The organism is Rhizobacter sp. SG703, from assembly GCF_012275445.1.
Taxonomy (GTDB): domain Bacteria; phylum Pseudomonadota; class Gammaproteobacteria; order Burkholderiales; family Burkholderiaceae_C; genus Rhizobacter.
Window position 1 is genome coordinate 34,997 of sequence record NZ_JAAZQK010000005.1, and the last position, 13,136, is coordinate 48,132.

Here is a 13,136-nt window from a genome sequence, read left to right on the forward strand (position 1 = left end):
ACACAAGAACCCACAGGGAGAGAGCGCATGGAAGAAATCACCAACCTGATGCACGGCTTCGGCGTGGCCCTCACGCTGCCCAACCTCGGCTTCATGCTGATCGGGCTGACGCTGGGCGTGCTGATCGGCGTGCTGCCGGGACTCGGCGGCGCCAACGGCGTCGCGATCCTGCTGCCGCTGACCTTCTCGATGAACCCGACGTCGGCCATCATCATGCTGTCGTGCATCTACTGGGGTGCGCTGTTCGGCGGGGCGATCACGTCGATCCTGTTCAACATTCCCGGCGAACCGTGGTCGGTGGCCACCACCTTCGACGGCTACCCGATGGCGCAGCAGGGCAAGGCGGCGCAGGCGCTCACCGCGGCGTTCACCTCGTCGTTCGTCGGCGCGCTGTTCGCGGTGCTGCTGATCACCTTCCTCGCGCCGCTGCTCGCGAAGTTCGCGCTGAAGTTCGGCCCGCCGGAGTTCTTCGCGGTGCAGCTGCTCACCTTCTGCAGCTTCGTCGGCACCAGCAAGGAGCCGCCGGCCAAGACCATCGCGTCGATGATGCTCGGCTTCGCGCTCGCCGCGGTCGGCATGGACAGCGTGACCGGCAACCTGCGCATGACCTTCGGCGTGCCCGAGCTGCTGAAGGGCTTCGACTTCCTGATCGCGGTGATCGGGCTGTTCGGCATCGGCGAGATCCTGCTGACGATGGAAGAAGGCCTGGCCTTCAAGGGCAAGAGCGCGAAGATCGACTTCAAGGTGGTGTGGCAGACCTGGGGCGAGCTGGCGCGGCACTGGAAGACTTTCCTGCGCTCGACCGCGATCGGCTGCTGGATGGGCATCACGCCGGGCGGCGCGACGCCGGCCTCGTTCATGAGCTATGGCATGGCGCGCCGCATGTCCGACGACCCGCAGGGCTTCGGCAAGGGGCAGATCCAGGGCGTGATCGCGCCCGAGACCGCGGCGCATGCGGCCGGCACCTCGGCGCTGCTGCCGATGCTGACGCTCGGCATCCCCGGCTCGCCGACCGCGGCGGTGCTGCTCGGCGGCCTGCTGATCTGGGGGCTGCAGCCGGGGCCGATGCTGTTCGTCGAGCAGAAGGACTTCGTCTGGGGGCTGATCGCGTCGATGTACCTCGGCAACCTGGTCGGGCTGATCGTCGTGCTGACGACGGTGCCGTGGTGGGCGGCGATCCTGCGCATCCCGTTCTCGGTGATCGCGCCGGTGATCATCGTGATCTGCGCGATCGGCGCGTACACCGTGCACAGCGCGATGTTCGACGTGGCGATGATGCTGGTGTTCGGCGTCGTCGGCTACGTCTTCAAGAAGCTGCGCTACCCGCTCGCGCCGATGGTACTGGCGCTGGTGCTGGGCGACATGGCCGAGGCGAGCTTCCGGCAGTCGATGCTCGCGTCTCAGGGCAAACTCTCGATCTTCTGGTCGAACCCGCTGGTCGGCGGCATCACCGCGCTGGCGCTGGTGATCCTGCTGTGGCCAGCGGTGCAGCGGGCGCGTGGCTGGGCGCGCACGCGCGAATCCGCGCCGGTCGGAGACCATCCTTGAAAGGACTGCCTTGAAATTCGCGATCGTCGGCGCCGGTGCCATCGGCGGCTACCTGGGGGCCCGGCTGGCACTGGCCGGCGAAGAGGTCACCTTCATCGCCCGCAACCGCAACCTGGCGGCCATCAACGCGAACGGCTTCAGGCTGATCGAGGAAGACGGCCGCGAGCAGGTCGCGCGCAACCTGCGCGCCGTGCAGCGCATGGCCGAGGCCGGCCCGCAGGACGTGGTACTGCTGACGCTGAAGGCCCACCAGGTGAAGGACGTGCTGCCCGAGCTGCGCGAGCTGTTCGGTCCGCACACGCTGGTGGTCACGATGATCAACGGGCTGCCGTGGTGGTACTTCCACAAGCTGGCCGGCCCGTACGAAGGCCGCTCGCTCGAGAGCGTCGACCCCGGCGGCCTGATCGGCGCGCACATCGAAGCCGAGCGGGTGATCGGCAGCGTCGTCTATCCGGCGTCGGAACTGGTCGAGCCGGGCGTCGTGCGGGTGGTCGAAGGCAACCGCTTCACGCTCGGCGAGCTCGACGGCTCGCGCAGCGAGCGCATCGAGGCGCTGTCGCAGGCGCTGATGCGCGCCGGCTTCAAGTCGCCCATCTCGAAAGACATCCGCGGCGAGATCTGGGTCAAGCTGTGGGGCAACCTGAGCTTCAACCCGATCAGCGCGCTGACCCATGCGACGCTGCAGGACATCTGCCGCTTCCCGGCGACCCGGCAGCTCGCGGCGCGCATGATGACCGAGGCGCAGGCGATCGGCGAGAAGCTCGGCGTGGAGTTCAAGGTCTCGCTGGACAAGCGCATCGCCGGTGCCGAAGCGGTGGGCGCGCACAAGACCTCGATGCTGCAGGACGTGGAACACGGCCGCGCGCTGGAGCTGCAGGCGCTGGTGGGCTCGGTGGTCGAGCTCGCGCAGATCACGCAGACGCCGGCGCCGAACATCGAGGCGATCCATGCGGTGGCCGGGTTGCTGGCGCAGACGCTGGCGCAACACGCCGGCAAGCTCGCGATCTCGCCCGCCTGAGACGCGAAGCCTGGACCCGCCCGGCGTGACGATGGCATGGACCTCGCTGTCTTCTTCCGCAACCTGAACCTCGGGCGGACGAACTGCCCGACGAAGCTGCAACTCGAAGCTGCGTTCCTCGATGCCGGTGCCGACGCCGCCGCGTCGCTGCTGACCAACGGCACGCTGGTCTATGCCGCGCCGTCCGCGGCGGCGGCGCAGCAGGTGTTCGACCGGGCGCGGGTGCTGCTGGACACCCGCTGCGGTTTGAAGGAGCCCGCCTTTGTGCGCAGCGTCGACTACCTCGCTGCGCTGGTCGACACTGACCCGTTCGCCGGCATCGACCGCGCGAGCGTCTACGAGTTCTGCGTGTCCTTCCTGCATTCGCCGGACGTGACGCCGCCGACGCTGCCGCTCGCGTCGGCGAACGGCAACGTCGAGCTGATCGCGCTGACACCGGGCGAGGTGCTGAGCGTCAGCCGCAAGCTCGGCGCCTCGCCGGGCAGCCCGAACGCCTTCCTCGAGAAGCGCCTCGGCTCGCCGCTGACGACGCGCGCCTGGAACACCCTTGTGCGGCTGGTGCGCAAGCACCGCGCCGCGTCCGCCGACTGACCTGGGCTCGCTGCCATGAAACCCGACTTCACGATCCGCCCCGTCGCGCGCGACGACTTCGCCGCGTGGAAGCCGCTGTGGGACGGCTACAACGCGTTCTACGGCCGCGAGGGCGCCACCGCGCTGCCCGACGAGATCACGCGGGCCACCTGGTCGCGCTTCTTCGACGCCTACGAGCCGGTGCATGCGCTGGTGGCCGCGCGCGGCAGCGAGCTGCTGGGCCTGACGCACTACCTGTTCCACCGCAGCACGACGCTGCTCGGGCCGACCTGCTACCTGCAGGACCTGTTCACGACGGTGGCCGCGCGCGGCCGCGGCGTCGGCCGGGCGCTGATCGACGGCGTGTACGAGCGCGCCCGCGCCGGTGGCGCCGGCCGCGTCTACTGGATGACGCACGAGACCAACGCGACCGCGATGAAGCTCTACGACCAGGTCGCAGAGAAAACCGGCTTCCAGATCTACCGCAAGATGCTGTGACCACCCGATGCCCTACACGCTGACCCTCACCGACTCCGACGACGAAGCCTTGCGCCAGGCGGTGCTCGCGCCGCTGCGCGTGTACAACCTGTCGCAGGCCGGCGCCAGCGGACAACGCCAGCTCGCGGTGCTGGTGCACGACGACCAGGGCCAGGTCGTCGGCGGCGCCTGGGGCTACACCGGCTTCCAGTGGCTGTTCATCCAGCTGCTCGTCGTGCCCGCCGACGCGCGTGGCCAGGGCCTGGGCACGCAGATCATGCAGCGCGCCGAAGCCGAGGCCGTCGAGCGCGGTTGCGTCGGCGCCTGGCTCGACACCTTCGAGTTCCAGGCGCGCGGCTTCTACGAGAAGCTCGGCTACACCTGCTTCGGCCAGATCGACGACTACCCGCCGGGCTTCGCGCGCTACTTCATGAAGAAGGCGCTGGCGCCGGTTCAGCCGGCGCCATAGACGTTGGCCAGCGTGCCGATGCCGTCGATCGTCACCTCGACGCGCGTGCCCGGCTTCATCGGCAGCACGCCCAGCGAGGTGCCGCACAGGATCACGTCGCCCGGCTCCAGCGTCATGTCGTGCGACAGGCGCGACACCAGTTCGGCCGGCGTGAAGAACATGTCGGCCAGCGGGTAGTTCTGGCGCTCGCGGCCGCCGACGGTCGTGCGCAGCGTCGCGGCGGCCGGGTCGAAGCCGGTCTCGATGACCGGGCCGAAGACGCCGAAGCCGTCGAAGCTCTTCGCGCGCGCCCATTGCGCGAAGCTCGGGTCGCGCGCGATCAGCTCCATCGCGGTCACGTCGTTGGCGCAGCTGTAGCCGAAGATGTGCGCCGCGGCCTGGTCGACCGCGACGGCCTTCGCACGCCGGCCGATCACGATCGCCAGTTCGCCTTCATAGGCGATGCGGCCGACGTCGGGATCCGGCACCGGGATCGCCTGGCCATGGGCCGCGAAGCTGTTCGGCGCCTTCAGGAAGTACAGCGGCTCGACCGGCCGCGACCAGCCGTTCTTCTCGGCCGCCGCGGCGAAGTTGTTCCACAACGCGATCATCTTCGACGGCCGGCAGGGCGTCAGCCAGTCGAGGCCCGCGACCGGCACGCGCTCGCCGGTGGGGGACGGGGCATCGAACAGGTCGCCGCTGTGCACGACGACCTCGTCGCCCTCGAGCGTTCCGAAGACTTCACGCCCACCAGTCAAGCCGCGCAACCACTTCATGCGGGTCCCCGATCAAGCAACGCGCCGGGGAACCGGCTTTGCCGGGCCCCTGGCGTGGCGCCCCTTGGGGGCAGGAGCGAAGCGACTGGGGGGCTCACTCATGCGCCGTCGACGCAGGCGGCCGCGAGCAACTCGCGGATGAAGCGCGACTTGCCTTCGGTGTAGGCCTCGCGGTCGTCGCGGTAGCGTGTGGCGAGTGCCCGCTTCACGTCGACGTATTGCGCAGCCAGTTCGGGGTGCGCGCGCAGCTGGTCGCGAAACCGCAACTCGGCCTGCGCATCGGCCGGCACGCGCACGTGCACATGGTGGGTGCGGCCGGTGCCGTAGGGCGGCATGCCCTTCACGAAGAACATGCGGTCGCGCCGCGGGTTGTCGGGCCAGAACACGTAGCCCAGGCCTTCGAGCGGTTCGATGAACGATGGCCACTGCGCCGTCACCGGCGCGATCAGCAGGATGTCGATGATCGGCTTGGCCGGCAGGCCGGGCACCGCGGTGCTGCCGATGTGCACGATGCACGCCTCGATCTCCGGCCCGAGCGCGGCGCGGATCGCCTGCTGCTCGGCCTTGAACAGGGCAGGCCAGCGGGCATCGTAGTCAACGAGTTCGATGGTGTCGGACATGGCGGGGCCTCCAACGGACGCGCCCGCACGGTACAACGTAAACCGAGCCTGATCAAGCAACGCCCGCGGAACCGGCTTTGCCGGGCCGCTGGGTGGCGCCCCTTGGGGGCAGGAGCGCAGCGACTGGGGGGCCTTAGAACGCCGGCACCATCGAACCGGCGAAGGTCGACTCGACCAGCTGCTTCACCTCGGGCGACTGGAAGGCCTTCACCAGCTTCGCGACCCAGGGCTTGTCCTTGTCGTCGGTGCGCACCGCCAGCAGGTTGGCGTACGGGTTCTTCGGGTCCTCGATCGCGATCGCGTCGCGCGTCGGCACCAGCTTGGCCTGCACCGCATAGTTGGTGTTGATCGCGCTGGCGTCCAGGTCGTCGAGCGAGCGCGGCAGCTGCGCCGCCTCGACCTGCACGATATGCAGCTTCTTCGGGTTCTCGACCACGTCCTGCACCGTCGCGCTGATGCCCGCGGTCGGCTTCAGCTTGATCACGCCGTACTTCTGCAGCAGCGCGAGCGCGCGGCCGCTGTTCGACGGATCGTTCTGGATGCCGACCTTCGCGCCGGGCGGCAGCTCGGCCAGCGACTTGTATTTCTTCGAATAGAAGCCCATCGGGAAGGTCACGGTGTAGCCGACCGGGCTGATCTTGTAGCCGCGCGCCTGGATCTGCGACTGCAGGAACGGCAGGTGCTGGTAGCTGTTGGCCTGCACGTCGCCGGCGTCGAGCGCCGCGTTCGGCTGGATGTAGTCGTTGAACTCGACGATCTGCAGCTTCAGCCCATCGCGCTCGGCGACCTTCTTCGCCACCTCGGCGATCTGCGCATGCGGGCCGCCGGTGACGGCGATCTTGATCGTCTCCTGCGCGGCGGCCGGGCCGGCGACGGCAACGAGGAGGGCGGACAACAGCAGGGGTCGGCGATGGAAGGTCATGGTCATGCGGGTGGGAGGAAAAGGGAATCAGGCGCCGGGCTCGAACGCATCGCGCCACACCAGCAGCCGGCGCTCCAGCGCGCGCATCGCGCCGTCGCTCAGCTTGCCGAGCAGCGCCAGCAGCGCGATCGCCGCGAGCACGATGTCGGCGCGGCCGGTCTCGCGGCCGTCGGTCAGCAGGTAGCCCAGGCCGCTGCTCGCGGCGATCAGTTCGGCGGCCACCATGAACATCCACGCGAGGCCGAGGCCGTTGCGCAGCCCCGTCAGCACCGACGGCAGCGCCGCCGGCAGCAGCACGCGCCGCACCAGCGTCAGCGGCGAGAAGCCGAACAGCCGGCCGACCTCGACCAGCTTGCGGTCGACGCCGCGAAAGCCCGAGGCCACGCCGAGGTAGACCGGGAAGAACGCGCCGATCGCGATCAGCACGACCTTCGGCAGTTCGTCGATGCCCAGCCACAGCAGCAGCAGCGGCACCCAGGCCAGCGACGGGATCGCGCGCAGACCCTGCACCGAGGGGTCGAGCCAGGCCGAGATTCGCTGCGACAGGCCGACCGCCGAGCCGGCCGCCAGCGCGAGCCCGCTGCCGAGCGCGAAGCCCGCCGCGACGCGGCCGGTGCTCGCGAGCACGTGCAGCCCGAGCGCTTGCCCGCCGAGGCCGATCAGCGTGCGCAGCACCTCGCTGGGCGGCGGCAGCGCGCGGCTGCCCGACCAGCCGAGCCAGGCGGCCAGCTCGATCGCACCCAGCACCACGACTGGCAGCACCAGGCCCACCGGCAGCCGCCAGCGAAGCGGCCTTCGCCGCGCCGGCGCCGCAGCAGGTGCCGGCTCGGCCGCCAGCGACAGCTCAGGCGGCACGCTGGATCACGCCGACCGCGAAGCGGGTGTCGACCAGCTCGGCGATCGTGCGGTTCAGGTCGGTCGCGGGCTTGACCAATTGCTCGTCGAGCAGGATCGGCGCCGCGGCCTGCAGCGCCTTCACATGCTCGGCCGACGGCTGCGGGTTGCCGAGGTCGGTGCGCAGCTTGATCTGCAGCAGCGCGACCTGCAGGCTGACCTTGGCCTCTTCGGACAGGATCTTCGCGGCCTCGCTCTGGTTCGCCAGGATCCACAGCCGCGCGCGCTCATAGGCGGCGATCACGCGCTTCACGTCGTTCGGGCGCTGCACGAGCACGTCTTCGCGCACGTTCAGGAAACCGTAGGTGTTGAACGCGATGTTGCGGTACAGCAGCGTCGAGCCGGCGTCCAGCTCGCTGGCGGCCATCAGCGGATCGAGACCGGCCCAGGCGTCGACGCGCCCTTGCTCCAGCGCGGTGCGGCCGTCGGCATGCTGCAGCGCGACATGCTCGATGTCGCTGCGCTTCAGCCCGACGCTGTGCAGCGCGCGCAGCAGGAACAGGTACGGGTCGGTGCCCTTGGTCGCCGCGACCTTCTTGCCCTTCAGGTCCGCCAGCGACTTGATCGGCGAGCCCTTCGGCACCACCAGCGCAGTCCACTCCGGGCGCGAGAAGATGTAGGGCGTGCGGATCGGGTTGCCGTTGGCCTTGGCGAGCAGCGCGGCCAGCCCGGCGCTCGATCCGATGTCGATGCTGTTGCTGTTCAGGTACTCGAGCGCGCGGTTGCTGCCGGCGCTCAGCACCCACTTGACGTTGACGCCGTCGCGCTTGAAGTCGTCTTCGAGCCAGCCGAAGCGGTGCAGCACCAGGCTGGACGGCGAGTAGTACGCATAGTCGAGGCGCAGCTCCTTCGCGTCGGCGGCGCGCACGAAGGCGGGTGCGGCCAGCGCGGCAGCGGCGGCATGGAGGACGGTACGGCGTTTCATCGGCAACTTTCGGTCGACAACTCAAGAGGGAAGTTCAGGCGGCGGCGGGCACGGCATCGAGCCGCAGCCGCTTCGCGATGTGGTCGGCGCCCAGCCGCGGGCCGCGGCCGAACAGCTGCTCGCGCAGCGTGCCGCCGGCGTACTCGCGACGGTAGCGGCCGCGCTTCTGCAGCTCGGGCACCACGTGGTCGACGACATCGCGCATCGATTCATGCGCGACCGCGTACGCCAGGTTGAAGCCGTCGACGCCGGTCGCGTCGACCCAGCGCTCCAGCTCGTCGGCCACCTGCACCGCATCGCCGACGATCACCGGCCCGCGGCCGCCCAGGCCGATGAATTGCGCGGCTTCCTGGACCGTCCACACCCGCGACGGGTCGGCCTGGTTGAACGACGCGAGCGCGCTGCGGCCGGCTTCGGTGTCGATGTACTCGACGGTCGCGTCCGGCGCGAAGCGGCTGAAGTCGACGCCGGTCCAGCCGGACAGCAGCGCGAGCGACGCTTCGAGGTCGATGTGCTCGCGGTACTCGGCATGCTTGGCCTTTGCGGCCGCTTCGTTCTCGCCGGTGATGACCAGCGCCTGCGCGTAGATCAGCACATCGTTCGCCGGACGGCCCTGCGCCACCAGCGCCGCGCGGATGCCGTCGACGTATTTGCGCACCACCGCGACGCTCGGCCCGCTGACGAACACGCATTCGGCGTGGCGCGCGGCAAACGCCTTGCCGCGCGGCGACGTGCCGGCCTGGTACAGCACCGGCGTGCGCTGCGGCGACGGCTCGCACAGGTGGATGCCGGGCACCTGGTAGTGCTCGCCGCGGTGGCGGATCGGGTGCACGCGGGCCGGGTCGGTGAAGACGCCGCGCGCCTTGTCGCGCACCACCGCATCGTCCTGCCAGCTGTGTTCCCACAGCTTGTAGACGACCTCCAGGTACTCGTCGGCCACGTCGTAGCGGTCGTCGTGCGCCGGCTGCTGCGGCAGGCCCAGGTTGCGAGCGGCGCTGTCGAGGTAGCCGGTGACGATGTTCCAGCCGATGCGGCCGCGCGTCAGGTGGTCGAGCGTGCTGATGCGACGCGCGAACGGGTACGGGTGCTCGTAGGTCAGCGCGCAGGTCACGCCGAAGCCGAGGTGCTGCGTCACCTGCGCCATCAGCGGCACCAGCGCGAGCGGGTCGTTCAGCGGCACCTGCACGCCGTGGCGCAGCGCGGCGTCGGCAGCACCCTGGTACACGTCGTAGACCCCCAGCACGTCGGCCAGGAACACGCCGTCGAAGCGGCCGCGCTCCAGCAGCTGCGCGAGCTCGACCCAGTGGTCCGGGTCGGTGTAGCGGTGCGAGCGGTCGCGCGGATGCGTCCACAGCCCGGGCGACTGGTGCCCGACCGTGTTCATCTGGAAGGCGTTGAAGCGGATCACTTGCTTGCGAGCGCCTGCTGGTAGTCGGTCTTCACGAAGCCGGGGAACTTCGTGTCGGTGATGGCCAGGAATTCCTTGGAGCGGTAGGCTTCGGCGATGTCGCGCACCCACGGCGTGTCCTTGTCGGCGGTGCGCACCGCGACCACGTTCTGGTAGGTCGGCCCGGTCTTCTCGAGCGCCAGCGCCTCGGTCAGCTTCAGGCCCGACGCGAGCGCGAAGTTGCCGTTGACGAACGAGTAGTCGGTGTCGTCCAGCGAGCGCGGCAGCTGCGCCGCCTCGATCGGCACCAGCTTGATCTTCTTGAGGTTGACGGCCACGTCCTTCTCCGACGCGCGGATCGGGTCGGTGCCTTCGCGCAGCCTGACCCAGCCGATCTCCTGCAGCACGACCAGCGCGCGCGCCGCGTTGGTCGGGTCGTTCGGCAGCGCGACGACGGCGCCTTCCTTCACGTCCAGCGTCTTGTGCTTGCGGCTGTAGATCGCGATCGGTGCGGTCGGCACCTTCAGCAGCTCGCTGATCGCGAGCTTGTTCTCGGTCGCGAACTTCGTCAGGTAGACGATGTGCTGGAACGCGTTCGCGTCGAGCGCACCTTGCGCCAGCGCGTGGTTCGGCTGGATGTAGTCGTTGAACTCGACGACCTTCACGACGTAGCCTTTCTTCTCGAGCAGCGGCTTGATGCCGAGCTTGATCTGGTCGGCGTACGGGCCGGCGGTGGCGCCGAACACGATCTCCTTCTTCTGCTGGGCGGCCGCGCCGAGCGCGACGGCAGTGAGTGCGAGGGCCAGCAGCGAGCGGCGTGCGAACGACATGGGTACTCCTGGGGAAACGGAAGAAGGGAACGAGGGGGTCAGCGCTTGTCGAGCCGGCGCGCGATGGTGTTGCCCACCAGCTGGATCGCCTGCACCAGCACGATCAGGATCGCGACGGTGAACACCATCACGTCGGTCTGGAAGCGGTAGTAGCCGTAGCGGATCGCGAGGTCGCCGATGCCGCCGCCGCCGACCACGCCGGCCACCGCCGAGTACGACAGGAAGCTGATCGCGAGTACCGTCAGCGCGAGCACCAGGCCCGAGCGCGCCTCGACGATCAGCACGCGCCAGATGATCTGCAGCTCGGAGGCGCCCATCGCATGCGCCGCCTCGATCACGCCGCGCGGCACGTCGCGCAGGTTCTGCTCGACCAGGCGCGCGAAGTACGGAATCGCGGCGAACGACAGCGGCACCGCGGCGGCCACCGGCCCGATCGAGCTGCCAGCGATCGCGCGGGTGAAGGGCACCAGCGCGACCAGCAGGATGATGAACGGGAACGAGCGCACGGTGTTCACCGCCCAGCTGACGACGGCGAACAGCGGGCGGTTCGCGAGCGACTGGCCGGGCCCGAGCAGGAACAGCCAGATGCCCAGCGGCCCGCCGAGCAGCACCGCGGCCGACAGGCCGATGGCCAGCATCAGCAGCGTCTGGCCGAGCGCGGTCGACAGCTCCGGCAGGATGGCGACGATGTTGTCAGGCATACGCCGCCTCCTGCAGCGGCGCGGCCGCCAGGCGGGCCAGCGCGCGGCCGAGTGCCGTTTTGCGCAGCGCGCCGGTCTCGGCCAGCGCGAACTGCTCGGCCACCGCGCCGTCTTCGATCACCGCGACATGCCGGCACAGCGCCTGCACCACCGGCAGCTCGTGCGTGACGATCACGATGGTGACGCCGAGCTGCGCGTTGATGTCGCGCAGCGTGGCCAGCAGCGACTGCGTGGTTTCGGCGTCGAGCGCCGACGTGGGTTCGTCGCACAGCAGCACCGACGGCCGCGGCGCCAGCGCGCGGGCGATCGCGACGCGCTGCTTCTGCCCGCCGGACAACTGCGCCGGGTGCGCGTCGACCTTCTCGTCCAGGCCGACCAGCGCGAGGCACTCGTGCACGCGCTGCGCGATCCCGGCCGCGCGCCAGCGGCCGTGGATGCGCAGCGGGAACGCGACGTTGTCGAACACGCTGGCGTTCTGAAGCAGGTTGAACTGCTGGAAGATCATGCCGATGCCTTGCCGCGCCTCGCGCAGTTCGCGCTTGCCGAGCGCCGTCAGCGCGCGGCCGTCGACCGTGACGCTGCCGTGGTCGGGTTGCTCCAGCAGGTTGATCAGCCGCAGCAGCGTCGATTTGCCGGCGCCGCTCTTGCCGACCAGCCCGAAGATGTCGCCCTGGCGCACCTGCAGCGAGACGTTCTTCACCGCGTCGAAGCGGGTGCCGTTGGGCAGCGCGAAGGACTTGCTCAGGCCGTCGAGGCGAATCAGCGGCGGCGGCAGGCCGGGGTCGAGGTTCTGGATGTTGCTCATGCAGGGTGGCTCATGAATAGGCCGTCGGCTCGGGGATCTGCCCGTTCAGCACGTAGCGGCCGATGTCGCGCAGCTTGTAGTCGACCGGGTCGTGCAGCGTGTGCACGCGGGCGTTGCGCCAGAAGCGGTCGAGCCCGTAGCGTTGCGAGGTGGAGCGGGCGCCGGTCAGCTCGAAGAGCTGCGAGCTGACCTCGATGGCGGCGCGGTGCGACAGCACCTTAGCCTCGGCCACCGCGATCGCGACCTCGCCGCGCTCGGCGGCCGTCAGCGACGGGCCCTGGCGCAGCGCCTGGTCGAGCCGGACACCCGCTTCGTCGGCCAGCGCGATCGCTGGGCGCAGCAGCAGCCACAGCTCGCCGTAGCGGTGCTGGATGAACGGGTCGTCGCCGGCCTGCGCGACGCCGGACGCGAACCACGGCTTGCTCGACTCGCGGGTGTAGCGGCGGGCCTCGTCGAACGCGCCGAGGCCGATGCCGAGGTAGAGGTTGGCCATGATCAGTTGCGCCACCTGCGAGCGCAGCGTCGCGCGAGCGGTCGGCACGACGCCGGGCGCCTGCAGCACCTCGTCGTGCGAGACCAGCACCTGGTGGAACGCGACGTTGCCGCTGTCCGTCTGGCGCTGGCCGAAGGAATCCCAGTCGGCCTGCACGCTGACGCCTTCGCGGCGTGTCGGCACGGCGGCGATCAGCGCGGTCTGCGTCGGCTCGTGCCAGGCGGAGACCGTCAGCTGGTCGGAGCCGACCGAGCCGGACGCGAAGCTCTTCAGGCCGTCGATCACGAAGCCGCCGTCGACCTCGCGGGCCAGCGCGCGCTTGTCGAGCGGGTTCAGTGCATTGCCCCAGAAGAGCTGCTCGTCGACGGTGCGGCGCAGCAGCGTGCGCTGCTGGTCGGCGTTGCCGTACAGCAGCACACCGGCGAGCTGCAGGTGGTGGAAGCCGAACAGGTGGGCGAGGGCGCTGTCGGCCTGCGCGAGCTGGCGCAGCACGCCGTGGAAGGTGGGCCAGTCGGCGCCAAGGCCGCCGAACTCGCGCGGGATCGTCAGCGCCAGCAGGCCGCTGGCGCGGATGTGGCCGCGCTCGGTGGCGGCGTGGCCACCGGCACGGTCGCGCTCGACCGCGGTGGCGGCGAGCTGCGAGACGAGCGTGGTGGTGGCTGCAGTGATGCGCTCATGCACATCGGCATGGCGGGACAACGGGAGAACCTGGGACATCGTGG

The 13,136-nt window shown here is 69.9% G+C and carries 15 protein-coding genes; 5 read left to right on the top strand and 10 right to left on the bottom strand.

From position 1 onward, the window contains the following. Positions 1-27 precede the first annotated feature (27 nt). Genes FHT26_RS10905 through FHT26_RS10925 form a run of 5 tightly spaced genes read left to right on the top strand, consistent with a single transcriptional unit; the run spans position 28 to position 4,082 of the window. Positions 28-1,548, top strand: coding sequence for a tripartite tricarboxylate transporter permease (locus FHT26_RS10905; RefSeq protein ID WP_168560170.1), 1,521 nt, complete (start codon positions 28-30; stop codon positions 1,546-1,548). Between the two features lie 10 nt (positions 1,549-1,558). Continuing rightward, positions 1,559-2,566 carry a 2-dehydropantoate 2-reductase gene (locus FHT26_RS10910; protein ID WP_168560171.1) on the top strand — a complete coding sequence of 336 codons (1,008 nt, stop codon included), beginning with the start codon at positions 1,559-1,561 and terminating at the stop codon, positions 2,564-2,566. Between the two features lie 36 nt (positions 2,567-2,602). After that, the gene (locus FHT26_RS10915; RefSeq protein ID WP_168560172.1) at positions 2,603-3,157 is read left to right on the top strand and encodes a DUF1697 domain-containing protein; all 555 of its coding nucleotides are present in this window, start codon (positions 2,603-2,605) and stop codon (positions 3,155-3,157) included. Positions 3,158-3,172: 15 nt separating this feature from the next. Then, positions 3,173-3,634: a GNAT family N-acetyltransferase gene (locus tag FHT26_RS10920; RefSeq protein ID WP_168560173.1), complete on the top strand. Its 462-nt coding sequence runs from the start codon at positions 3,173-3,175 to the stop codon at positions 3,632-3,634. 7 nt (positions 3,635-3,641) lie between these two features. Beyond that, entirely contained in the window at positions 3,642-4,082 is a 441-nt protein-coding gene (locus FHT26_RS10925) for a GNAT family N-acetyltransferase (RefSeq protein ID WP_168560174.1), read from the top strand. Here the strand turns inward: FHT26_RS10925 and FHT26_RS10930 are convergent. The 10 genes from FHT26_RS10930 to FHT26_RS10975 form a co-directional block, all read right to left on the bottom strand. Continuing rightward, positions 4,067-4,837 (bottom strand): fumarylacetoacetate hydrolase family protein, encoded by a 771-nt coding sequence (locus tag FHT26_RS10930; RefSeq protein WP_168560175.1) that lies wholly within the window; start codon positions 4,835-4,837, stop codon positions 4,067-4,069. The two genes, FHT26_RS10925 and FHT26_RS10930, sit on opposite strands and share 16 nt — an antisense overlap. A 98-nt stretch (positions 4,838-4,935) precedes the next feature. Next, entirely contained in the window at positions 4,936-5,457 is a 522-nt protein-coding gene (locus tag FHT26_RS10935) for a GrpB family protein (protein ID WP_168560176.1), read from the bottom strand. A gap of 133 nt (positions 5,458-5,590) precedes the next feature. Continuing rightward, a complete protein-coding gene (locus FHT26_RS10940) occupies positions 5,591-6,379 on the bottom strand; it encodes a MetQ/NlpA family ABC transporter substrate-binding protein (protein WP_168560555.1) in 789 nt (262 codons plus the stop codon). Positions 6,380-6,406: 27 nt separating this feature from the next. Then, on the bottom strand, positions 6,407-7,234 hold the full coding sequence (locus tag FHT26_RS10945; RefSeq protein WP_168560177.1) for an ABC transporter permease subunit: 828 nt from the start codon (positions 7,232-7,234) through the stop codon (positions 6,407-6,409). Continuing rightward, positions 7,224-8,198, bottom strand: a complete 975-nt coding sequence (locus FHT26_RS10950; RefSeq protein ID WP_168560178.1) for an aliphatic sulfonate ABC transporter substrate-binding protein — start codon at positions 8,196-8,198, stop codon at positions 7,224-7,226. Before FHT26_RS10950 ends, FHT26_RS10945 begins: the two co-directional genes overlap by 11 nt. A gap of 34 nt (positions 8,199-8,232) precedes the next feature. Then, positions 8,233-9,606 carry an LLM class flavin-dependent oxidoreductase gene (locus tag FHT26_RS10955; RefSeq protein ID WP_349238125.1) on the bottom strand — a complete coding sequence of 458 codons (1,374 nt, stop codon included), beginning with the start codon at positions 9,604-9,606 and terminating at the stop codon, positions 8,233-8,235. Beyond that, positions 9,603-10,415 (bottom strand): MetQ/NlpA family ABC transporter substrate-binding protein, encoded by an 813-nt coding sequence (locus FHT26_RS10960; RefSeq protein ID WP_168560179.1) that lies wholly within the window; start codon positions 10,413-10,415, stop codon positions 9,603-9,605. Before FHT26_RS10960 ends, FHT26_RS10955 begins: the two co-directional genes overlap by 4 nt. 38 nt (positions 10,416-10,453) lie before the next feature. Then, a complete protein-coding gene (locus FHT26_RS10965; RefSeq protein WP_168560180.1) occupies positions 10,454-11,116 on the bottom strand; it encodes a methionine ABC transporter permease in 663 nt (220 codons plus the stop codon). Beyond that, positions 11,109-11,921: a methionine ABC transporter ATP-binding protein gene (locus tag FHT26_RS10970; RefSeq protein ID WP_168560181.1), complete on the bottom strand. Its 813-nt coding sequence runs from the start codon at positions 11,919-11,921 to the stop codon at positions 11,109-11,111. The genes FHT26_RS10965 and FHT26_RS10970 overlap by 8 nt, the downstream gene beginning before the upstream one ends. A gap of 10 nt (positions 11,922-11,931) precedes the next feature. Beyond that, positions 11,932-13,131, bottom strand: coding sequence for an acyl-CoA dehydrogenase family protein (locus tag FHT26_RS10975; protein ID WP_168560182.1), 1,200 nt, complete (start codon positions 13,129-13,131; stop codon positions 11,932-11,934). Between the last annotated feature and the right edge of the window lie 5 nt (positions 13,132-13,136).